Annotated in this window: 23 protein-coding genes; 15 read left to right on the top strand and 8 right to left on the bottom strand. The window is 69.8% G+C overall.

All coding sequences use genetic code 11. The annotated features are described in order from the left end of the window. Positions 1-15: 15 nt before the first annotated feature. Complete coding sequence (locus Aco03nite_RS05680) at positions 16-612, bottom strand: GNAT family N-acetyltransferase (protein WP_307837630.1); 597 nt, start codon at positions 610-612, stop codon at positions 16-18. A 165-nt stretch (positions 613-777) separates the two neighbouring features. On the opposite strand from Aco03nite_RS05680, the gene Aco03nite_RS05675 reads away from it, so the two are divergent. The 3 genes from Aco03nite_RS05675 to Aco03nite_RS05665 are packed head-to-tail and all read left to right on the top strand — an operon-like array spanning position 778 to position 2,272. Further along, complete coding sequence (locus Aco03nite_RS05675) at positions 778-1,161, top strand: hypothetical protein (RefSeq protein ID WP_203793677.1); 384 nt, start codon at positions 778-780, stop codon at positions 1,159-1,161. A 53-nt stretch (positions 1,162-1,214) separates the two neighbouring features. Continuing rightward, a complete protein-coding gene (locus Aco03nite_RS05670; protein ID WP_239144937.1) occupies positions 1,215-1,790 on the top strand; it encodes an RNA polymerase sigma factor in 576 nt (191 codons plus the stop codon). Then, the gene (locus Aco03nite_RS05665) at positions 1,787-2,272 is read left to right on the top strand and encodes a hypothetical protein (RefSeq protein WP_203793676.1); all 486 of its coding nucleotides are present in this window, start codon (positions 1,787-1,789) and stop codon (positions 2,270-2,272) included. The genes Aco03nite_RS05670 and Aco03nite_RS05665 overlap by 4 nt, the downstream gene beginning before the upstream one ends. A gap of 177 nt (positions 2,273-2,449) precedes the next feature. Here Aco03nite_RS05665 and pgl read toward each other — a convergent pair whose 3' ends face one another. From pgl to tkt, 5 genes are all read right to left on the bottom strand, one after another. Beyond that, the gene (gene pgl, locus Aco03nite_RS05660; RefSeq protein WP_203793675.1) at positions 2,450-3,229 is read right to left on the bottom strand and encodes a 6-phosphogluconolactonase; all 780 of its coding nucleotides are present in this window, start codon (positions 3,227-3,229) and stop codon (positions 2,450-2,452) included. A 69-nt stretch (positions 3,230-3,298) separates the two neighbouring features. Next, on the bottom strand, positions 3,299-4,282 hold the full coding sequence (locus Aco03nite_RS05655; protein ID WP_203793674.1) for a glucose-6-phosphate dehydrogenase assembly protein OpcA: 984 nt from the start codon (positions 4,280-4,282) through the stop codon (positions 3,299-3,301). Further along, a complete protein-coding gene (gene zwf / locus Aco03nite_RS05650; RefSeq protein ID WP_203793673.1) occupies positions 4,279-5,796 on the bottom strand; it encodes a glucose-6-phosphate dehydrogenase in 1,518 nt (505 codons plus the stop codon). The genes Aco03nite_RS05655 and zwf overlap by 4 nt, the downstream gene beginning before the upstream one ends. Positions 5,797-5,874: 78 nt before the next feature. After that, positions 5,875-7,011 (bottom strand): transaldolase, encoded by a 1,137-nt coding sequence (tal, locus tag Aco03nite_RS05645; protein ID WP_203793672.1) that lies wholly within the window; start codon positions 7,009-7,011, stop codon positions 5,875-5,877. 36 nt (positions 7,012-7,047) lie between these two features. Next, on the bottom strand, positions 7,048-9,162 hold the full coding sequence (tkt, locus tag Aco03nite_RS05640; RefSeq protein ID WP_203793671.1) for a transketolase: 2,115 nt from the start codon (positions 9,160-9,162) through the stop codon (positions 7,048-7,050). 258 nt (positions 9,163-9,420) lie between these two features. Here tkt and Aco03nite_RS05635 point away from each other — a divergent pair, with 258 nt between their 5' ends. The 3 genes from Aco03nite_RS05635 (at position 9,421) to Aco03nite_RS05625 (ending at position 11,762) form a co-directional block, all read left to right on the top strand. After that, a complete protein-coding gene (locus Aco03nite_RS05635) occupies positions 9,421-10,371 on the top strand; it encodes a heme o synthase (protein ID WP_373872570.1) in 951 nt (316 codons plus the stop codon). Between the two features lie 219 nt (positions 10,372-10,590). Then, on the top strand, positions 10,591-10,884 hold the full coding sequence (locus Aco03nite_RS05630) for a hypothetical protein (RefSeq protein ID WP_092546789.1): 294 nt from the start codon (positions 10,591-10,593) through the stop codon (positions 10,882-10,884). After that, complete coding sequence (locus tag Aco03nite_RS05625; RefSeq protein ID WP_203793670.1) at positions 10,884-11,762, top strand: ATP-grasp domain-containing protein; 879 nt, start codon at positions 10,884-10,886, stop codon at positions 11,760-11,762. The genes Aco03nite_RS05630 and Aco03nite_RS05625 overlap by 1 nt, the downstream gene beginning before the upstream one ends. A gap of 44 nt (positions 11,763-11,806) precedes the next feature. Here Aco03nite_RS05625 and Aco03nite_RS05620 read toward each other — a convergent pair whose 3' ends face one another. Continuing rightward, on the bottom strand, positions 11,807-12,757 hold the full coding sequence (locus Aco03nite_RS05620) for a COX15/CtaA family protein (RefSeq protein WP_239144936.1): 951 nt from the start codon (positions 12,755-12,757) through the stop codon (positions 11,807-11,809). Between the two features lie 114 nt (positions 12,758-12,871). Between Aco03nite_RS05620 and Aco03nite_RS05615 the strand changes: the two genes are divergently transcribed. The 9 genes from Aco03nite_RS05615 (at position 12,872) to Aco03nite_RS05575 (ending at position 20,433) form a co-directional block, all read left to right on the top strand. Next, complete coding sequence (locus Aco03nite_RS05615) at positions 12,872-13,600, top strand: helix-turn-helix transcriptional regulator (RefSeq protein ID WP_203793669.1); 729 nt, start codon at positions 12,872-12,874, stop codon at positions 13,598-13,600. Continuing rightward, positions 13,597-15,018 (top strand): Fe-S cluster assembly protein SufB, encoded by a 1,422-nt coding sequence (sufB, locus tag Aco03nite_RS05610; protein WP_203793668.1) that lies wholly within the window; start codon positions 13,597-13,599, stop codon positions 15,016-15,018. Before Aco03nite_RS05615 ends, sufB begins: the two co-directional genes overlap by 4 nt. Positions 15,019-15,060: 42 nt before the next feature. Further along, on the top strand, positions 15,061-16,188 hold the full coding sequence (gene sufD / locus Aco03nite_RS05605; RefSeq protein WP_203793667.1) for a Fe-S cluster assembly protein SufD: 1,128 nt from the start codon (positions 15,061-15,063) through the stop codon (positions 16,186-16,188). Further along, positions 16,188-16,520, top strand: coding sequence for a Rieske (2Fe-2S) protein (locus Aco03nite_RS05600; protein WP_203793666.1), 333 nt, complete (start codon positions 16,188-16,190; stop codon positions 16,518-16,520). Before sufD ends, Aco03nite_RS05600 begins: the two co-directional genes overlap by 1 nt. Beyond that, positions 16,517-17,275 (top strand): Fe-S cluster assembly ATPase SufC, encoded by a 759-nt coding sequence (gene sufC / locus Aco03nite_RS05595; protein WP_203793665.1) that lies wholly within the window; start codon positions 16,517-16,519, stop codon positions 17,273-17,275. Before Aco03nite_RS05600 ends, sufC begins: the two co-directional genes overlap by 4 nt. An 11-nt stretch (positions 17,276-17,286) precedes the next feature. Then, complete coding sequence (locus Aco03nite_RS05590) at positions 17,287-18,516, top strand: cysteine desulfurase (protein ID WP_203793664.1); 1,230 nt, start codon at positions 17,287-17,289, stop codon at positions 18,514-18,516. After that, positions 18,516-18,971, top strand: coding sequence for a Fe-S cluster assembly sulfur transfer protein SufU (gene sufU, locus Aco03nite_RS05585; protein ID WP_203793663.1), 456 nt, complete (start codon positions 18,516-18,518; stop codon positions 18,969-18,971). The genes Aco03nite_RS05590 and sufU overlap by 1 nt, the downstream gene beginning before the upstream one ends. A gap of 145 nt (positions 18,972-19,116) precedes the next feature. Further along, complete coding sequence (locus Aco03nite_RS05580; RefSeq protein ID WP_373872574.1) at positions 19,117-19,587, top strand: metal-sulfur cluster assembly factor; 471 nt, start codon at positions 19,117-19,119, stop codon at positions 19,585-19,587. A gap of 90 nt (positions 19,588-19,677) precedes the next feature. Beyond that, positions 19,678-20,433, top strand: coding sequence for a maleylpyruvate isomerase family mycothiol-dependent enzyme (locus Aco03nite_RS05575; protein WP_203793661.1), 756 nt, complete (start codon positions 19,678-19,680; stop codon positions 20,431-20,433). Between the two features lie 138 nt (positions 20,434-20,571). Here Aco03nite_RS05575 and Aco03nite_RS05570 read toward each other — a convergent pair whose 3' ends face one another. Beyond that, positions 20,572-21,819: an MFS transporter gene (locus Aco03nite_RS05570; RefSeq protein ID WP_239144935.1), complete on the bottom strand. Its 1,248-nt coding sequence runs from the start codon at positions 21,817-21,819 to the stop codon at positions 20,572-20,574. Positions 21,820-21,882: the final 63 nt, after the last annotated feature.

Raw genomic sequence — 21,882 nt, 5'->3', positions numbered from 1 at the left:
CACCGATTTCTCTTTTCAGAGCGGGCTGGTGTCCCGGCCCATGAAGCGGGCGCCGGTGACCTCCACCGGCAGGTCGTGGAATCCCAGCCGCTGATAGAACGCGTGGGCGCCGTGATTGTCGGCGGCCATGCCCAGGTGCACCCGGGGCACCCCGGCGGCCCGTAGCCCGTTCAGGAAGGCCGCCATCAGCGCCCGGCCCTGACCCCGGCCCTGCCACTCCGGCAGCAGGTCGATGTGCAGGTGCGCCGGATGATCCGCCAACTCGGCGTGGATCATCTTCTCCGGCGAGTGCAGCACGGCGGCCAGCGACTCGTCCCGGGGATCGCCCGTCGCGAAACGGGCCTCGACCGCGGGAACCCACTCGGCGCGCGACCAGCGTACAAAATCGGTGGTGTCGGCCGTGCCCAGGATGTAACCCACCGCCGTGCCGGTGCCGTCGTCCAGGACGTGCGCGTGCTCCGGCTCTTTGGTCACGTAAGGGACCGCCCACACGTCGCCGAGCAGCCGGTCCGAGCTGTGCCGGCCGCGGGCGTCGCCGCCGCTGGCCGCGGTGCGCACACAGATGTCGTAGATCGCGTCCAGGTCGCCGGGGCGGTACGAGCGGATCATCATCCGCGAAGTCTAGGGGCTGTCCGACTTGCGGCCGGGGCCACGCCGTTGCTCCGGCCGCAGTTCTGACAGACCCACGGGTGTGATCCAAGCCACTCTATTGCCGCCAACCTTTTGCCGGGCCGGGCGTCTACACAGCGACAAGGTTCCAACGAACTGGGAGTCCTGATGCGCTTCTCGACCCGTGGCCTGGCCCTCACCGCCGGCGCTTTCACCGTGCTGGCCATCGGTGGGGTGTCGGCCACCGCGTTCGCCGGGGAGAACACGCCCGCCCCGAAGCCGTCGCCGACGCTGGTCGCGGTCACTCCGCCGGCGGGTGAGGCAACGCCGGCGCCGGTCGAGCCGACTGCTTCGCCGGTCAAGCCGACGGCCGCACCGGCTGAGCCGACCGCTTCGCCGGTAAAGCCCACCGCTTCGCCGGTAAAGCCCACCGCCGCGCCGGCCGAGCCGACGGCCTCTCCGGCGAAGCCCACCGCCTCTCCGATCAAGCCCGCCGCCACGGCCGCGCCGGTCAAGCCGGCGAGCACGCCGAAGGCCTCGCCCGCGAAGTAGCCGGCTGACAGGTACCGTTCGTTCTCGCTGCTCACACCCCCGAGGCTGCGCCTGTGATCTCCGTAGTGCCGTTCCCGTCGCTGTTCGCCTGGCTGCGCGGTCTGTCCGCGCGTCCACGGAACGCCGGGAGCGGCACCTCGGGGTCACCGCCGGCGATCAACGAGCTGTACCACAGCAGGCGGCTCAGCCTGGTCCGGCTGGCGGTGCTGATGGTCGACGACCTGCACACCGCCGAGGACGTGGTGCAGGACGTGTTCGCGGCCCTCTACCGGCGGCACGGGCCGGACCTGCGCGGGGTGGCCGACCCGCACGCGTACCTGATCACCGGGGTCACCAACGCGGCCCGTTCGGCGCTGCGGCGGCGGCGTACCGCCCGGGCCTATGTCGCGCCCGAACCCGGGACCATCCCGGCGGCCGAGGACGAGGCGCTGCTGGGGGAGAGCGACCGGGAGATGCTGCGGGCGCTGCGGGGGCTGACCGCCCGGCAGCGGCAGGTGCTGGTGCTGCGGTACTGGTCCGACCTCTCCGAGGAGGAGATCGCCGACACGCTGCGGGTCTCCCGCGGCACGGTCAAGTCGACGGCGCACCGGGCGCTGGCGATCCTGCGGGACAGAATGGGGGAGCGGTGACCGACGAGATGGAACGACGGCTCCGGAGCGCCCTGGCCGCGCGGGCCGGCCAGATCACCCCGGACCGGCTGCGGTTCGAGGCGCCACCGACGGCGGCCCCCGCCCGGTCGTTCCGGTTCGTCTTCCCGTCGGTGCCCTGGGTGGTGGGCGTGAGCGCGGTGGCGGTCGCCGCGGTGGTGCTGGGCGTCACCCTGCGTCAGGGCGGATCCGGCACCGAGCCGATTCTGCCGGTGGCCCCGCCACCGTCGGCCTCCGTCCCGCAGCCGGTCCCCAGCGCGTTCACGCCGACGCCACGACCCAGCCCGTCCGGCCCGGCCCACGCGTCCCCGCGTGCCTCCACCGGGGCCGACTCCACCGGGGCCGACGGCGCCTCCCCGGCGACCCCGGCCGGTCCTGGTGCCGAAACAGTGGCGCCGACCTCGAAGCCGGAGTCCGGAGCGACGTCCCCGGCCGGCCGGCCGGAAGCCACCCCGGCAGGCTGACCCCGGCGGCACCACCGGACGTGCGGGGCCGAAGTCCGGAGCGATGTCACCGGCCTGCCGGAAGGCGTGCGGGAAGCGTGCGGGAAGACGTGCGGGAAGACGTGCGGGAAGACGTGCGGGAAGACGTGCGGGGCCGGAGCGCGGTTCGCGCTCCGGCCCCGCACGTGCGGCGCGGTGTCAGGGCCGATCGGCGGCGGCTGCCTGGTCGAGCAGCCAGAGGGTCTTCGACACACCCTTGGCGTGGGCGGCCGGCAGGTCGCCGCCGGAGAGGACCCGGCCGATCGGGGTGGCCTTGTCCGGACCGGCCGCGATCAGCCACACCTCGTCGGCGCTCTGGATCGTCGGCACGGTCAGGGTGACCCGGGTGGGCGGCGGCTTCGGGCTGTCGAACGTCGCGGCGGTCGTGCCGGTCTCGGCGAGTACCGGGTGGCCGGGGAACAGCGACGCGATGTGGCCGTCCTCGCCGACGCCGAGCATCAGCACGTCGAAGCGGGGGAGTGCCCCGGCGGCACCGGAAGTGACGACCGGGGACTCGGCGTCGAAACCGGTGGAAGCGGCGACAGCTGCCAGTTCGGTGGCATAGCGGGCCGCGGCTGCCCTCGCGTCGTCGCCGTCGGGGCCGTCCGACGCGGGCATGGCGTGGATCCGGGACGGGGTCAGCGGCAGCTTGTCCAGCAGCGCCTCACGGGCCTGGGTCTCGTTGCGGTCCGGATCCCCGGCGGGCAGGAAACGCTCGTCGCCCCACCACAGGTCGACCCGGGACCAGTCGATGGCGGCGGCGGCGGGCAGTTCACGGACCGAGCGCAGCACCTTCGCCGCGACCCGGCCGCCGGTCAGCACCACACTCGCCGTGCCGTGCACCGCCTGCGCGTCGATGATCTTGACGACGAGCCGTGCCGCCACCGTGGACGCCAGGATGTCGGCGTCCGGAACCACCACGACCACGGTCTCACTCAATGGGATGTCTCCTTCTATGACGAGGCCGCCCACCGCAGTGCGGCGGACGGCCCCGGAAACGAAAAACTGTCAGGCTGCGGAACTGGCGATGGCGGCCAGCGCCGGGTCCTTCCAGACGTGCACACGTGCCGGGTTGCGGTGATCCAGACCGGACAGGCCGGCCATGGCGCCGAGCGCCTCCGCGTAGATCTGGTCCGGGTCGAGCCGGCGCAGTTCCTCGGCCAGCTCGTCGCCGACCGCCCGCTTCGGCAGCGGCATGTACCTGTCGTCCTGGCCGGTCCGGCTGAACAGGGCGGTGCCCTCCTCACGGGTGACCCGGACACAGTCGCCGTTCTCGCACTGCAGCTCCACCGAGTGCAGGCGCGGGGCCCGGTCGGTGTGCTCCAGCACCGGCTCGATGCCGAGCCGGGACTTCAGCCAGCCCAGCATCAGCCAGGCGGTGGGATCCCGGTCCGGCGCCACGATCTTCGCGCCGATGACCCGGGCCTCGGTGCTGTCGAAAGCGCCAGCGACCAGGGTCCGCCACAGCGTGATCCGGGTCCAGGTGAGGTCGGTGTCACCCGGCGCGTAGTCGACGGCCCGCTGCTTGAGCGCGGCCACCGGGTCCGGCGACTGCGCGCTGTCGGTGATCCGGCGCTCCGACACGACACCCAGGAAGTCGTTGGCGATCATGTTCGGCGGCTCCTCGTGCCACCAGGTGACCACCGGGACGTCCGGGGCGAGCAGCGGCATCACGACCGACTCGGCGTGCAGCGCGAGACGGCCGTACATCCGCATCACGACCGCCTCGGCCGGGCCGAGACGCCCGCCGACCACGATCTCCGCGTCCAGCCGGCTACGGCCTTCCATGTCCGACCGTACGACGATGAGAAGCCGGCAGGGGTGCGCGGCGGCGGCGATGGTGGCCGCCGCCTCGGCCTCCCGGACCTTCTTCTCCTCGACCACCGCGATCAGGGTGAGGGCCAGGCCGGACGCCACGCCACCGGCGCTGCGCCGTTCCGCGGCCAGGGCCTTGACGACCTCGTTGCCGGTGGTGTCCCACAGACCGATCATGCCCGCCTCCAGGTACGGCCTTCGCGTGCCAGCATCTCGTCGGCGGCCCGCGGGCCCCACTCGCCGGCCCGGTACGGTTCCGGTTTGGTGTTCGCCCAGGCCGCCTCGAGCGGGTCGATGACCCGCCAGGACTGCTCGATCTCGGCGGCGTCCGGGAAGAGCGTCCGGTCGCCGATCAGGACATCCAGGACCAGGCGTTCGTACGCCTCCGGGCTGGACTCGGTGAACGCCTCGCCGTACTGGAAGTCCATCGCGATGTCGCGGACCTCCATGGACGTGCCGGGCACCTTGGACCCGAACTTGAGGACCACGCCCTCGTCCGGCTGAACGCGGACGACCAGCTGGTTGTGGCCCAGCATCTCCACGTCGGCCGGGTCGAACGGCAGGTGCGGCGCCCGTTTGAACAGGATCGCGATCTCGGTGACCCGCCGGGGCATCCGCTTGCCGACCCGCACGTAGAACGGGACGCCGGCCCAGCGCCGGTTCTGGATGCCGAGCCGGACCGCGGCGTATGTCTCGGTGGTGGAGGTGGCCGGGATGTTCGGCTCCTCCAGGTAGCCCACGGCGCGCTCGCCGGCCACCCAGCCGGGGAGGTACTGCCCGCGGACCGAGCCGGAGCTGATGTCGGCCGGCAGACTGATCGCCTTGAGGACCTTGAGCTTCTCGGCCCGGACCTCCTGCGGATCGAAGCTGGTCGGCTCCTCCATCGCGATCATCGCCAGGAGCTGGAGCAGGTGGTTCTGGAGCACGTCGCGGGCCGCGCCGGAGGCGTCGTAGAACGCCGCCCGGGTGCCGATGCCGACGTCCTCGGCCATGGTGATCTGCACGCTGTCGACGTACTTCGAGTTCCACACCGGCTCGAAGAGGCTGTTCGCGAAGCGCAGAGCCATGATGTTCTGCACGGTCTCTTTGCCGAGGTAGTGGTCGATCCGGAAGACGTCCTCCGGGATGAACACGTCGTCGACCAGCTCGTTGAGCTGCACCGCGCTCTGGAAGTCGTGACCGAACGGCTTCTCCACGACGACCCGGCGCCAGCCGCCGGTCTTCGACGGGTCGGCCATGCCGGTGCGGTTGAGCTGGTTGAGCACCAGCGGGAAGGCGGCCGGCGGGATGGAGAAGTAGAAGGCCGCGTTGCCGGCGATGCCGTTGCGCTCCTTCAGCTCGTCCAGGGTCTCGGCGAGTTTGTCGAAGGCGTCGTCGTCGTCGAACGAGCCGGGAATGAAGTGGAAACGCTCGGAGAGCCGTTGCCAGACGTCGTCACGCCAGGGCGTGCGGGCGCCCTTCTTGGCTGCCGCGTAGGCCAGGGACTCGAAGCTGCCGTCGCCCCAGTCGGCGCGGGCGAAGCCCACCACCACGAAACCGGGGGGAAGCAGACCGCGGTTGGCCAGGTCGTACACGGCCGGGATGAGCTTCTTTCGGGACAGGTCACCGGTGACCCCGAAGATCACCAGAGCACAGGGCTCCGGGATCCGTGGAAGCCGACGGTCCTGTGCGGTACGCAGCGGATTACCCACGATGTCATCCTGCCAGGTTTTTTGATGACGGAGCGGCCTGTCACGGGACTCCCCGTGACAGGCCGCTGATGGTGCGCGTCAGGCAGCGTCGCTGGGGTTCTTCGCCCCGGAGCCGGCGGCCTTGAGGGACTTGGAGACACCCTCGAGCAGTTCGGTCCAGCTCTGCTCGAACTTCTCCACGCCCTCGTCCTCGAGGACCTTGAAGACGTCGGCGAAGTCGATGCCGGCCGCCGCCAGGTCGGTGAAGACCTGGTGGGCGTCGGCGAAGTTGCCGGTGATGGTGTCACCACGGGTGGTGCCGTGGTCCTCGTACGCGAAGATCACCGGCTCCGGCATGGTGTTCACCGTGCCGTGCGCGATCAGCTCCTCGACGTAGATGGTGTCCAGGAAGTCCGGGTTCTTGGTGCCGGTCGACGCCCAGAGCGGGCGCTGCGGGTGGGCGCCGGCCGAGGCCAGGGCCTTCCAGCGCTCGCCGCCGAAGACCTCGGTGTAGGCCTCGTACGCCAGGCGGGCGTTGGCGATGGCCGCCTTGCCCTTGAGCGCCTTCGCCGAGTCCGAACCGATCTTGTCCAGGCGCTTGTCGATCTCGCTGTCCACGCGGGAGACGAAGAACGACGCCACCGAACCGATCTTGGCGAGGTCGTGACCGTTGGCCTTGGCCAGCTCCAGACCCGCCAGGAACGCCTCCATCACGGCCTGGTACCGCTCGACCGAGAAGATCAGCGTGACGTTGACGCTGATGCCGGCGCCGAGCACCTCGGTGATGGCGGGCAGGCCGGCCAGGGTGGCCGGGATCTTGATGTACAGGTTCGGCCGGTCGACCAGCCACCACAGCGTCTTCGCCTCGGCGATGGTGGACTCGGTCTCGTGCGCCTTGCGCGGGTCCACCTCGATGGACACCCGGCCGTCGACACCGTTCGACGCGTCGTACGCCGGACGGAAGATGTCCGTCGCCCAGCGCACGTCCTTGGCGGTCATCAGGCGGATCGCCTCTTCGACGGTCACGCCCTGGACCGCGAGGTCACGCAGCTGCTCGTCGTACGCGTCCGCGTCGGACAGCGCCTTCTGGAAGATGCTCGGGTTCGTGGTCACGCCGACCACGTGCTGCTCGGTGCGCAGCTTGTCCAGCGAACCGCTGGTCAGGCGCACCCGGGACAGGTCGTCGAGCCACACCGCGACACCTTGCGCGGACAACTCGGCCAGTCTGTCGGTCATTTCCCTCAACTCCTGAAAGTGGCGGAACGAAAAGAGTCAGTTGCCGGTCTTGTGACCGGTGATCTCGCCGACCTTGGCGAGGGAGGCGTGGGCCTTCGCGACGACGTTGTCAGCGGTGAAGCCGAACTGCTCGAACAGGACCTTCGCCGGGGCGCTGGCGCCGTAGTGCTCGATGCTGACGGCCTCGCCGGCGTCGCCGATCAGACGGTCCCAGCTCATCCGGATGCCGGCCTCGACCGAGACGCGGGCCTTCACGCCGTGCGGCAGGACCTGCTGCTGGTACGCCGTGTCCTGCTGGAAGAACCACTCCTGGCAGGGCATCGACACGACCCGGGTGGGGGTGCCGTCGGCCTCCAGGCGCTCCTGCGCGGTGAGCGCGATCGCGACCTCGGAGCCACTGGCGATCAGGATCACCTGCGGAGCGCTGTTCGACGCCTCGGAGAGGATGTAGCCGCCCTTGAGGGTGCCCTCGGCCGACGCGTACTTCGAGCGGTCCAGGGTCGGCAGGTTCTGCCGGGACAGCGCGAGCGCGGTCGGGCGGTCGGTGTGCTCCAGGGCGCCCCGCCACGCGTACGCGGTCTCGTTGGCGTCGGCCGGGCGGACCACGTCGAGGCCGACGATGGCACGCAGCGCGGTCAGCGTCTCGATCGGCTGGTGCGTCGGGCCGTCCTCGCCGAGACCGATCGAGTCGTGCGTCCACACGAAGGTGACCGGCAGCTTCATCAGCGCGGAGAGGCGGACCGAACCCCGCATGTAGTCGGAGAACACCAGGAAGGTGCCGCCGTACGGCCGGGTGCCACCGTGCACGGCGATGCCGTTCAGGATCGAGCCCATGCCGTGCTCACGGATGCCGAAGTGCAGCGTGCGGCCGTACTCGTTGCCGGGGAACGCCTTGGTGGCGTACTCCGACGGGATGAAGGACGGCTCGCCCTCCATGGTGGTGTTGTTGCTCTCCGCCAGGTCGGCGGAACCGCCCCACAGCTCGGGCAGGACCGGCGCGAGCGCCTTCAGGATCTTGCCGGACGCGGCGCGGGTGGCCAGGCCCTTCTCGTCCGCGGGGAACTCGGGCAGGGCCGCGTGCCAGCCCTCCGGCAGGGTCCGGGTGGCGAGACGCTCGAACAGCGCCTTGCCCTCGGCGTTGCCGGCGGCCCAGGCGTCGAACGCCTTCTGCCACTCGGCGCGGGCCGCCTTGCCCCGCTCCACGACCTGCTGGGCGTGCTTGACGACCTCGTCGTCGATGGCGAACGGCTCGTCGGCGAAGCCGAGCAGCTCCTTGGTGGCGGTGATCTCGGCGGCGCCCAGGGCGGAGCCGTGGATCTTGCCGGTGTCCTTCTTCTTCGGCGCGGGGAAGCCGATGATCGTCTTGAGGACGATGAAGGACGGCTTGTCGGTCACCGACTTCGCGGTCTGGATCGCGTTCCAGAGCTCTTCGACGTCCTCGGTGTACGTCTCGCCCTTGCGCCAGTTCACGGTCTGGACGTGCCAGCCGTACGCCTCGTAGCGGGCGCCGACGTCCTCGTTCTTGGCGATCCGGGTGTCGTCCTCGATGGAGATCTCGTTGTCGTCGTAGATCACCACGAGGTTGCCGAGCTTCTGCACCGACGCGATGGCGCTGGACTCGTGGCTGACGCCCTCCTCGATGTCGCCGTCGGAGGCGATCGAGTAGACGAAGTGATCGAACGGCGACTCGCCGGCCGCGGTGTCCGGGTCGAACAGGCCGCGCTCACGGCGGGCCGACATGGCCATGCCGACCGCGTTGCCGATGCCCTGGCCCAGCGGGCCGGTGGTGATCTCGACACCGGGGGTGTGGCCGTACTCCGGGTGACCGGGGGTCAGCGAGTCCCACTGGCGCAGCGCCTTCAGGTCATCGAGTGACAGGCTGTAGCCATTGAGGAACAGCTGAATGTAGAGGGTGAGGCTGGAGTGACCGCAGGAGAGAACGAAGCGGTCGCGCCCCGCCCACTCCGGGTCCGTGGGGTCGTGCCGCAGCACGCGGTTGAACAGAAGGTAGGCGGCCGGGGCCAGGCTCATGGCGGTGCCGGGGTGGCCGTTACCGGCCTTCTCCACGGCGTCCATGGCAAGCACGCGGGTGGTGTCCACCGCCTTGCGGTCGAGGTCGGACCAGTTGAGAGCGGGATCTGTGGCAGCCACGTCGGTTGTGCTCCTCGGGCAAAATTATGGAACCCTTTTCGGCTTGACCCTATCCAGTAGGGCTAAACGTCCGCGCAGCGAACGCCCTAGGCACATACGCTGTGAGCGGACATGCCGGTTCAAGGGGTGTGATCGCCTGCACCTGCGCCGGGTGCCCCGAGCAGCGGAGACGGCGGCGCGTAGGCTGTCCCGGCGAGCCGACGGGTTGCTGCCCGGCAACGGCCGCGTAATAAAGCTGAAGCCGGAAGGTGGCTGTCCGTGAGCATGATCACCGAGCGTCCCCTGCAACGGCGGACGTCCGGAGTGGCTGAGCAGCCTGTCCGGGAGTCACGCTTCCAGCGCTGGGCCGCGGTGTTCCGGGCCTATCTCTCGCTCACCAAACCGCAGATCGTGGAACTGCTGCTGGTCACCACGGTGCCCACCATGATGCTGGCGGCGCAGGGCTGGCCGGACCCGGTCACGTTCGCCGCGGTGCTGGTCGGGGGCTCGATGGCGGGTGGCGCGGCGAGTGCGCTGAACTGCTACATCGATCGCGACATCGACCAGTTGATGCGGCGCACCAAGCGGCGCCCGATCCCGGCGAACCAGATCACCCCGCGGGCCGTGCTGATCTTTGGCCTGACCCTGGCTGTGATCTCGGTCGCGCTGATGGCGGTTCTCACCAACTGGTTGGCCACTGTGCTCACCGCCGCGTCGATCTTCTACTACGACGTGATCTACACGCTCTGGCTGAAGCGGCGTACCCCGGCGAACACGTTCTGGGGCGGGGTGTGCGGCGCGGCGCCGGTGCTGATCGGCTGGGCCGCGGTCACCGACTCCCTGCCGCCGATGTCGTGGGCGCTTTTCGCGGTTGTCTTCTTTTGGCAGATGCCGCATTTCTATGCGCTCGCGATCAAATACCGGGACGATTACGCGCGCGCCGGCATCCCGATGCTTCCGGTGGTCCGCTCGATGAAGCGGGTCAACTTCGAGATCATCCTCTACTCCGTACTCACCGTGGTGTCCTCGCTCGCCGCGTGGCCGCTCGGCCTCGGGCCGATCTACGGCGTGACGGCGGTCGTGATGGGCGCGGTGTTCCTCGGGGAGTCGATCCGGCTGGTGCGCCAGAGCGGTGGTGGGGCGGCGGTCAAACCGATGCGCCTGTTCCACCTCTCGATCACGTACCTGACGATCCTCTTCATGGCCGTCGCGGCCGACGCGCTGATCTGAGCCGTCGTGCGCTGATCCGGCCGATCGCACAGGATGCCCGGATTGCCGGTAGTGTCGGTTACTGTCCGTCACTCGATGGGCGGATAATCGGCCGGGGGACAAAGGCGGCGAAATCACCGCAAAACAATGCGCCGGAGTTTGAAACCTGCTGGTAATTGGAGTCACAAAAGCGGGTCGGCATGCCCCCGGCGGCGTCTTCGGGTGCTTAGGCTGCGGACCATGGCAGAAGGTTCCGTTACGACACTGACTTCCGACATCAAGTCCTTCGCCGCCGGACACGGCGGTGCCAAGGCGGTGATCGAGTACGTCGGTAAGCGCGGCGCCCGCATCGTCCTCGTCGGAGAGGACGGCGAGTGGTCCGACCAGTTCGCCCCGGACACCGGTGTCGCCCGTGAGGCCTGTGACCACGCGGGAGTCAAGGTGGAGAACGAATGGGAGCGCGAGCTGATGGAGCAGATGCGCCCCAGCAACGACCTCTGGCGGTCGATGTCGCGCCGGAGCATGGCCCGCTGATGGCGGCCGAGACCCGGGTCGCCCTGGTGACCTCGGCGGACCTGCCCGACCTCTGGCTCGACGACCACCCTCTGCGGGACGCCCTGCGGCAGCGCGGGGTGGTCGCCGACGCGGTCCGGTGGGACGACCCGGTGGCCGAGTGGGCCGCCTACGACCTCGTCGTCCTCCGCTCGCCGTGGGACTACCCGGGCCGCCGCGAGGAGTTCGTGACGTGGGCCCGGTCGGTGCCCCGGCTGGCCAACCCCGCCGACATCGTCGTGTGGAACACCGACAAGCGGTACCTCGGTGAACTCGCCGAGGCCGGCGTCCCGATCATCCCGACCGAGTTCGTCGGCCCGGGGGAGACCTGGACCCCGGCGGCCGACGGCGAATGGGTGGTCAAGCCGACCGTCAGCGCCGGCAGCCGGGACACCGGCCGTTATCAGCTGCCCGGGCACACCGAGCAGGCCGTGGCGCACGTGGAGCGGCTCACCGCCGCCGGGCGGACCGCGATGATCCAGCCGTACCTGTCCGCGGTGGACACCGAGGGGGAGACCGCGGTGCTCTGCACCCCGGACGCCACCGGTGAACTCACCTTCAGCCACGGCATCCGCAAGTCGGCGATGCTCACCGTCCCCGGCGGCGGCCGGGTCGACGTCGGCTCCGAGCAGATCACCCCACGGCAGCCGTCGATCGCCGAGCTGGACCTCGCCGTCCGGGTTCTCGCCGCGATCCCCGGAGGGACCAAGCAGTTGTTGTACGCCCGGGTCGACATGATTCCGGGACCGGACGGCGCTCCGACACTGATCGAGCTGGAGCTGACCGAGCCCTCGCTGTTCCTGCGAACCGCTCCGGGCTCCGCCGACCGTCTCGCCGACGCGATCCTCGCCCGTCTCTGATCCACGAAAAAGGCCGCCCCGAACCGGGGCGGCCTTTTTGCTTGCTAGGCGGAGACCGGGATCTCCTCGGGAGCCGGAGTCGCCGGGGCGGGGACGACCGGGCGGGTGCGCAGCGACCAGAGGACGGCCAGGGTGGCGGTCCAGACCAGACCGGAACCGAGCATGTGCGCGGCCACCAGCGCGACCGGCAGATGCGTGAAGTACTGCACGAAGCCGATCAGGCCCTGCGCCATCTCCACCCAGAACAGCGTCGCGGCGGCCTTGACCGCGGCCGGCGGCGCGTCCACCGCGCGCAGCGCGAACCACAGCGCCACGGTCAGCCCGATCAGCAGGAACACCAGGTCGGCGTGCAGCTGGGAGAGCCGGTCCGGGTCGAGCCCGTTGCGCTTGGCCCCGTGGTCGCCGGAGTGCGGCCCGCTGCCGGTGACGACCACCCCGGCGGCGATGACCGCGAAGCTGACCGCGACGTTGACCAGCGCGAGCTGCCGGATCGGGGCCGGGACCAGTGTGATCGGCTCGCCGTCGCCCTGGTCGACCCGGCGCCACAGCGCGAAGGCCCAGGCGATCAGCCCGACGGACAGGATGAAGTGCAGGCCGACGACCCACGGGTTGAGGTTGGTGAGCACCGTGATGCCACCGATGACACCCTGCCCGGGGATGCCGAGCCCGATCGCGACGGTGAGCACGATCAGCGAGCGGCGGCGGCGGGCCAGCGCGCCCAGGAAACAGAGCACCGCGATCGCGATGAGCACGAAGGTGAGCAGCCGGTTGCCGAATTCGATGGCGCCGTTGATGCCCATCTCGGGGGTGGTCGTGTAGGACTCGTCGGTGCACCGGGGCCAGGTGGGGCAGCCGAGACCGGAGGCGGTCAGGCGGACCGCGGCGCCGGTGACGATGATCCCGATGTTGGCGATCAGCGAGGCGAGAGCGAGGCCGCGCAGCTTGTCGCCGCACCACCGAACAGGACGGGAGGCCAGTAAAGCGGAGGACTTCACCCCGCGGATCGTACGCCCGCCCCGGATCGTGGTTTTCGCAGCTCTCCCCGCCGGTGGGACGGATCACCGGACCCCGGTTTGCAGGGCTCAGAGTAAATACGTAACGTTGGCGTAGTGAAAAACGAGGTGCTGATCCAGATCGGCGCACCGGCTCCGGCCGGCGCGACCGACGGGCGCACCCGCGACCGGGTCGTGCAGCTGTTGCTGAAACATGGCGCCACCACCGCCGCCGAGCTCGGGGCCGCTCTCGGCCTGAGCCCCGCCGCGATCCGCAAGCACCTGGACGCGATGCTCGCCGAGCGTCTCGTCGAGACCCGCGCGCTCCGGCAGAACAAGCCTCGCGGCCGCGGCCGCCCGGCCAAGGCGTTCGTGCTGACCGCCGCCGCCCGTGAGGACCTCAATCCGCACCACTACGACGGCATCGCCACCGCCGCGCTGCGCTGGATCGCGCAGCACCACGGTCCCGAGGCCGTCTCCGCCTTCGCCGCCGCCCAGGTCAAGGCCCTCGAGGAGCGCTGCGAGGCGGCGCTGCAGGAGGCCGGGGCCGACCCGATCGCGCGCGCCGAGGCTCTCGCCGAGGTGCTGACCGCCGAGGGCTACGCTGCCAACGCCTCGGCGATCGCCTCCGGCGGGCAACTCTGTCAGCAGCACTGCCCGGTGGCTCACGTGGCTGCCGAGTTTCCTCAGCTGTGCGACGCCGAGACCGAAGTCATCTCGCGGCTCATCGGCACCCACGTGCAGCGTCTCGCCACCATCGCGCACGGCGACGGGGTGTGCACCACGCACATCCCATCCCGCGCCGTGCCGCACACCACCGAAATCACGGTTAGGACAGATACATGACTGACCAGATCGTCTCTCAGGAAGAGCACCTCGCCGCTCTTGGTCGGTACGAATACGGCTGGGCCGACGCCGACGTCGCGGGCGCGACCGCACAGCGTGGTCTGTCCGAGGCCGTGGTGCGCAACATCTCCGGGTTGAAGAGCGAGCCGCAGTGGATGCTCGACCTGCGGCTCAAGGGCCTGCGCCTGTTCGACCGCAAGCCGATGCCGCACTGGGGCGCCGACCTGACCGGCATCGACTTCCAGAACATCAAGTACTTCGTGCGCTCCACCGAGAAGCAGGCCGCCTCGTGGGAGGACCTGCCGGAGGACATCAAGGCGACGTACGACAAGCTCGGCATCCCGGAGGCGGAGAAGCAGCGTCTCGTCGCCGGTGTCGCCGCGCAGTACGAGTCGGAGGTCGTCTACCACGCGATCCGTGAGGACCTGGAGGAGCAGGGCGTCCTGTTCCTGGACACCGACACCGCGCTGAAGGAGCACGAGGAGCTCTTCAAGGAGTACTTCGGCACCGTCATCCCGGTCGGCGACAACAAGTTCGCCGCGCTGAACACCAGCGTGTGGTCCGGTGGCTCGTTCATCTACGTGCCGAAGGGCGTGCACGTGGACATCCCGCTGCAGGCCTACTTCCGGATCAACACGGAGAACATGGGCCAGTTCGAGCGGACCCTGATCATCGCCGACGAGGGCTCGTACGTGCACTACGTCGAGGGCTGCACCGCGCCGATCTACTCGTCCGACTCGCTGCACTCCGCGGTCGTCGAGATCGTCGTGAAGAAGAACGCCCGGGTGCGGTACACGACCATCCAGAACTGGTCGAACAACGTCTACAACCTGGTCACCAAGCGCGCCACCTGCGAAGAGGGCGCGACCATGGAGTGGGTCGACGGCAACATCGGCTCCAAGGTGACGATGAAGTACCCGGCCGTCTACATGACCGGCCCGCACGCCAAGGGCGAGGTGCTGTCGATCGCCATGGCCGGCGAGGGCCAGCACCAGGACTCCGGCGCCAAGATGGTGCACGCCGCGCCGCACACCTCGTCGACGATCGTGTCGAAGTCGATCGCCCGTGGCGGTGGGCGTACGTCGTACCGCGGCCTGGTCCAGGTCCTGGAGGGCTCGTCCAGCTCGAAGAGCACGGTCAAGTGTGACGCGCTGCTGGTCGACACGATCTCCCGGTCCGACACGTACCCGTACGTCGACATCCGCGAGGACGACGTCAACATGGGTCACGAGGCGACCGTCTCCAAGGTCAGCGAGGACCAGCTCTTCTACCTGATGAGCCGGGGCATGACCGAGGACGAGGCGATGGCGATGATCGTTCGCGGCTTCATCGAGCCGATCGCCAAGGAGCTTCCGATGGAGTACGCCCTGGAGCTGAACCGCCTCATCGAGCTCCAGATGGAAGGGGCCGTGGGCTGACCTCAGCCCCGGACATTCGGAAGAAGCGGACATAAGGAAGAAATGACTACCGAGGCCATCGCCCCGCCGAGCACCAAGTCGCAGGTGCTGCGCTCCTTCGACGTCGCCGACTTCCCGGCCCTCAACGGCCTGGAGGAGGAGTGGCGTTTCACCCCGCTGAAGCGGCTCGGTGCCCTGGTCAAGGCCACCGAGCTGACCGGCGCCGCCCCGTCCGTGGAGTTCGGTGACCTCCCGGCCGGCGTGACGGTGTCGACGGCCGACGACGTCGACCCGGTGCTGACCCCGTTCGACCGGGTCAGCGCCCTGGCCTACGGCTCGGCCGCCGGGGTCACCGTGATCGAGGTCGCGGCCGAGGCCGAGGTCGCCGAGCCGGTGGTCATCCGCCTGGTCGGCAAAGGCGGCGACGCCGCGGCCGCGCGCACCTTCGTCAAGGTGGGCTCGTTCGCCAAGGCGACGATCATCCTGGAGCAGACCGGCACGGTCACGCTCGCCGACAACATCGAGGTCGTGGTCGGCGACAGCGCTCAGCTCACCTTCGTGACGCTGGCCGAGTGGGACCGGGACGCGGTTCAGGCCCAGCACGTCAAGCTCAAGGTCGGCCGGGACGCCCGGGCCGTGCACCTGCAGGTCACCCTGGGCGGCGACCTGGTGCGCCAGTTCACCAGCGTGGAATATGCGGGCCGTGGTGGCGACGCCGAGCTGTGGGGTCTCTACTTCGCCGACTCCGGCCAGCACCACGAGCACCGCCAGCTGGTCGACCACGTGGCGCCGGACTGCCGGAGCTACGTGGGCTACCGGGGCGCGCTGCAGGGTTCGTCGGCGCACACCGTCTGGGTCGGCGACGTGCTGATCCGGGCCGCGGCGACCGGCACCGACACGTACGAGATCAACCGGAACCTGATCCTCACCGACGGGGCACGCGCCGACTCGGTGCCGAACCTGGAGATCGAGACCGGCGAGATCGCCGGCGCCGGGCACGCGAGCGCGACCGGCCGGTTCGACGACGAGCAGCTGTTCTACCTGATGGCCCGCGGCATCCCCGAGGGTGAGGCGCGCAAGCTGGTGGTCCGCGGCTTCTTCGCCGAGCTGATCAACAAGATCCCGGACGAGGCGCTGCGCGAGCGGCTCGGCGACGTGATCGAGGCACGGCTGATCGAGGCCGGTCAGTAATGACCTTCGAGAACGTCGGTCCGGCGACGGACGTGGCCAAGGGCACCGCCCTCCAGGTGGAGGTCGACGGGGTCGAGGTCGCGGTCGTGCACGCCGACGACGATCAGTTCTACGCCGTTCGCGACGAGTGCAGCCACTCCTCGGTGGCTCTCTCCGAGGGCGAGGTGGACGGGTGTGCGCTGGAGTGCTGGCTGCACGGCTCCCGGTTCGACCTGCGTACCGGTGAGCCCTCCGGACCGCCGGCCATCGACCCGGTGGCGGTCTACCCCGTCGAGATCCGCGACGGCGACATCTACGTTTCGACGATTCCTAGCAATGGAGTAGAGCCGTGAGCACCCTGGAGATCCGCGACCTGCAGGTGTCGGTGAAGCTGCCCGAGGGCGAGCTGAAGCCGATCCTGAACGGTGTCGACCTGACCGTGAAGGCCGGCGAGACCCACGCCATCATGGGTCCGAACGGCTCCGGCAAGTCGACCCTGGCCTACTCGATCGCCGGTCACCCGAAATACCAGATCACCGGCGGCTCGGTGACCTTGGACGGCGCCGACGTGCTCGAGCTGAGCGTCGACGAGCGCGCCCGGGCCGGCCTCTTCCTGGCCATGCAGTACCCGGTCGAGGTCCCCGGCGTCTCGGTGGCGAACTTCCTGCGTACCGCCAAGACCGCGATCGACGGCGAGGCGCCGAAGCTGCGCACCTGGGCCGGCGAGCTGCGCGGCGCCATGGAGAAGCTGCAGATGGACCCGGCGTTCGCGCAGCGCAACGTCAACGAGGGCTTCTCCGGCGGTGAGAAGAAGCGGCACGAGATCATGCAGCTCGAGCTGCTCAAGCCGAAGGTCGCGATCCTCGACGAGACCGACTCCGGCCTGGACATCGACGCGCTCCGGATCGTCTCCGAGGGTGTCAACCGGGTCCGCGAGACCGGTGAGACCGGCTTCCTGCTGATCACCCACTACACCCGGATCCTGCGCTACATCAAGCCGGACTTCGTGCACGTCTTCGTCGGCGGCAAGATCGTCGAAGAGGGTGGCCCGGAGCTGGCCGAGCGGCTCGAGGCCGAGGGCTACGAGAAGTTCCTCGCCAAGGCCTGAGAGGTTAAATCATGACCTTCGACGTCGCGCGGGTGCGCAAGGACTTCCCGATCTTCGAGCGGGAGGTGAACGGCCACCCGCTGGTCTATCTGGACAGCGCCAACACCTCGCAGAAGCCGGTGCAGGTGCTCGACGTCATGCGCGCGCACCAGGAGCGGTACAACGGGAACGTGTCCCGCTCCGTGCACACGCTGGGCACCGAGTCGACCGAGGCCTACGAGGGCGCGCGCGCCCGGATCGCCACGTTCATCGGTGCGGCGAGCGCGGACGAGGTGGTCTTCACCAAGAACTCCACCGAGGGCATCAACCTGGCCGCGTACTCGCTGGGGCAGTTGCTTCGTCTGGGTCCCGGCGACGAGGTGGTGATCTCCGAGATGGAGCATCACTCCAACCTGGTCCCGTGGCAGCTGCTGTGCGAGCGGACCGGGGCGACGCTGCGCTGGTTCGGCATCACCGATGACGGCCGGCTGGACGAGTCCTCGCTCAATGATCTTGTGTCGGAACGGACCAAGATCGTTTCGCTGGTGCACATGTCCAACGTGCTCGGAACCGTCAACGACCTGTCGCGGATCGCTGCGCGCACACGGGAGGTCGGGGCGCTGCTGATGCTGGACTGTTCGCAGTCCGTTCCGCACCTGCCCATCGACGTGCAGTCGCTGGGCGCCGACCTGATCGCGTTCACCGGGCACAAGATGCTCGGCCCGACCGGCATCGGGGTGCTCTGGGGGCGTCTCGACCTGCTGTCGCAGATGCCGCCGTTCCTGGCCGGCGGTTCGATGATCGAGACGGTCACGATGGCCGGCACCACGTTCGCCGCGCCGCCCGCCCGGTTCGAAGCCGGCACCCCGCCGATCACCGAGGCGATCGGTCTCGGCGCGGCGGTCGACTACCTGACCGGGCTGGGCATGGAGGCGATCCACCAGCACGAGCAGGACATCACCCGGTACGCGCTGGACGCTCTCCAGTCCGTACCCGGAGTGCGGATCTTCGGTCCCGCCACGGTGGAAGGCCGCGGTGGCACGGTGTCGTTCGGCGTCGACGGGGTACACCCGCACGATGTGGGACAGATCCTGGACGCGCTCGGCGTCGAAGTGCGGGTGGGGCACCACTGCGCGCGGCCGGTGTGCTCCCGGTTCAGTGTCCCGGCGATGACCAGGGCCTCGTTCTACCTCTACACGACCACGGACGAGATCGACGCCCTGGCGCGTGGCCTCGACCAGGTGAAGAAGGTGTTCGGCTGATGATGCTCGACGGTCTCTACCAGGAGATCATCCTCGACCACTACAAGAACCCGCACGGCCGTGGCCTGCGGGATCCGTTCGACGGGGAGGCGCACCACGTCAACCCGACGTGCGGTGACGAGATCACCGTGCGGGTCTCGGAGGACCTTTCCGAGATCTCGTACGACGGACTGGGTTGCTCGATCAGCCAGGCCTCCGCGTCGGTGCTGCACGAGCTGGTCCAGGGCCAGGAGCTGGGCCGGGCATCGGAGATCCACCACGCGTTCGTGGAGCTGATGCAGAGCCGTGGCCAGGTCGAACCGGACGAGGAGGTGCTCGGCGACGGCATCGCGTTCGCCGGTGTCGCCAAGTTCCCGGCCCGGGTGAAATGCGCGCTGCTGCCGTGGATGGCGTTCAAGGACGCCGCGGCCCGCGCCGGTGTGGACGTGGGCGTCAGCCCAGAAGTTAAGGCGTGATCCGCGATCGCCGGGCGGCACATCCCGGCGAGAAGCGTGTTCAGGGAGGCAGAGCATGAGTGAACTGACCGATACCGCCCGCACGGTGGCCTCGGCTCCGGCTTCCGGCGCCGCCCCCGGTGCGGGTGAAGAGGTGCCGGACTGGCTGGCCGAGGAGCGGGCCGCCGCCGAGGAGGCCGGGGATCCGGTCGCCACGCCGGCGACGAGCGTCTCACCGACCGCCGAGGGCGACGGGACTCCGGTTCCGTCGAAGATCCCGGACGAGCCGGCGGCCGAGCCGTTCACCGGCAAGAAGGCCACGACCTCCGAGGTCGAGGAGGCGATGAAGGACGTCGTCGACCCCGAGCTGGGGATCAACGTCGTCGACCTGGGTCTCGTCTACGGCACCCACATCGACGACCAGAACGTGGTCACCATCGACATGACGCTGACCTCGGCGGCCTGCCCGCTGACCGACGTCATCGAGGACCAGACCCGGCAGGCGCTGACCACCGGTCCCGGTGGTGGCCTGGTGCAGGACTTCCGGATCAACTGGGTGTGGCTGCCGCCGTGGGGCCCCGACAAGATCACTGACGACGGCCGGGATCAGCTCCGGGCTCTCGGCTTCAACGTCTGATCTTCAAGAACGCCTTTTTGGTACGTCCACAGGGCGGTGCGCCGGTCGGCGTGCCGCCCTGTGTCGTATCCCGGTGGTAGAAACCGGGGCATGACTACGACTCCGCCGTACCCCGAGCTGCTGTCGCTGATCGAGAGCCGGTCCACGGCGCTGCGTGACGCGGTCGCCGCCGCGCCCGACCGTGACGTCACCGTTCCCGGCTGTCCCGACTGGTCGGTCACCGACCTGGTCGCCCACGTCGGCGCCGTCCACCGGTTCTGGGCCGCCACCGTCGCCGCGGCCGACGACACCCGGCCGCCGTCGGCGGAGCAGCTCGGTGACCGCTCGCCGCACGGTGATCTGCTGGAGTGGTCGGCGGCCTCGACGGCGCTGCTGCTGGCGGCGCTGCGTGACGCCGATCCCGGGGCGCCGAGCTGGGCGTGGTGGGCCGGGTCGGGCGCGCCGCTGACCGCTGCCGCGGTGGCCCGGCACCAGGTGCAGGAGGCGGCGGTGCACGCCTTCGACGCGCAGGAGACCATCGGCCGGCCGGAGCCGCTGCCCGCCGCGGTGGCCGTCGACGGGGTGGGCGAGTTCCTCTCGGTGGGCCTGGCGTCCCTGGGCCCGTGGCCGCACCGCCCGGCGAGGGTGGCGTTCCAGGCGATCGAGGGCCCGTCCTGGACGCCGGACCTGTCGCCGGCCGGTGCGAAGGAGAGCCCCGCGGCCAGCGGTGACCCGGTGACCCGGATCCAGGCCACCGCCAGCGACCTGGTCCTGTTCCTCTACAACCGGATCCCGGCACCCGCGGTCCGCATCGACGGCGACCGCGACGTCGCCGACCAGCTGATCACCTGGAGCAATTCGGACTGACCGGTCGGCTCACCGGTCGCCCGGCCGTCGTGACCGGGCCGCTCACGGCGGCCGGCTCACCGGTCGCTTGGCCGTCGTGACCGGGCCGCTCATGGCGTACCGAAAACTCCTTGTCGGCTTTTGATGGGTTTTGCTCCGTCAGGCGGCCGCTATCGCTCGTGGGGCCTCCTGGCGGGGGCGTTCGTCCAGCTCCCGCCAGGCCGGGAAGAGGAACGGCGCCACCGTGACCGCCAGATAGCCGATCGCGGCGAGCAGTGCGGTGTTGTGCAGGCCCATCAGATCGGTGGCCCAGCCGCCCAGGACACCGCCGAACGGGATCCCCGCCCAGGAGACCGCGATCAGCACGCTGATCACCCGGCCGTGCAGGCGGGTGGGGATCCGGCGGTAGACGGCCGTCATCAGGATCGGATTGACCGTGGACATCAGGGCGCCGGCCAGCGCCGCGACGGTCAGCATGATCCACATTCGATCGGTCAGGGCCAGGGCCAGCAGTTGGGCGGGCCCGCCGAGGAAGAAGCAGATCGCCATGGTGCGCCGCCGGGGCAGTTTCGGCGCCAGCACCGTGTACAGGATGTTCCCGGCCACCGCACCCAGCCCGAACGCCGTACCGATCACCCCGAGAGCGGCCGGCCCGTGTGGACCGTCCCGCACCCAGACCGGCACGAAGACGGTGGCGAACGCCTGATCGAACATGTTCGTCACGAACAGCATCGACATCACGCCGAGGATGAGGCGGTCGCCGCGTACGTACCGGAAACCGTCCGTCAATGCCGCGGCGTAACCCTGCGCCTCGCACTCGGCAGCCGCGGCGGCGTCCGCCCAGCCGACCCGGACCATCATCATGATGATCAGCGCGCTGGCGGCGAACGAGAACGCGTCGACGAGCAGCACCGCCTCCGCCCCGAACGCCGCGATCAGGACTCCTGCCAGGGGCAGCCCGAGCAGGGTGGAGGCGCGGCAGACCCCGTCGTACAGGGCGGTGCCCCGCTCGGTCGACAGGCCGGCCGCGGCGATCGTCCGCGGCAGCAGCGCGCGCTTGGCCGCGTCCCCGAACCCGCGCAACGCCCCCGCCAGCGCGATCAGCGCCAGCAGCGCGCCCAGCGACACGCCTTCCAGGTAGCCGAGCAGCGGGATGCCGGCGACCGCCAGAACACTCGCGGTGTCCGCGGCGACCGCCGTCGGCCGTGGTCCGACCCGGTCGACGATCGGGCCGCCGAGCAGCCCCGCCAGCACGTAGGGGAGCATCTCGGCGAGACCCGCCAGGCCGGCGAGCAGGGCGGAGTCCTGAGTGGTCAGAACCAGCCAGGGGATGGCCACGAAGGTGATCCGGCTACCGAGCATGGAGATCGCTTCGGCGGTGAGCAGCGCACCGAGTTGGCGGTTCACCGCTCGGTGCGGGCGAGCCGGCCCGTGGGCTGAGGGGGCATCGGGCACCGTTCGAACATAATT

Source organism: Actinoplanes couchii (assembly GCF_016862075.1).
Taxonomy (GTDB): Bacteria; Actinomycetota; Actinomycetes; order Mycobacteriales; family Micromonosporaceae; genus Actinoplanes; species Actinoplanes couchii.
This window is presented reverse-complemented; position numbering and strand designations above follow the sequence as displayed.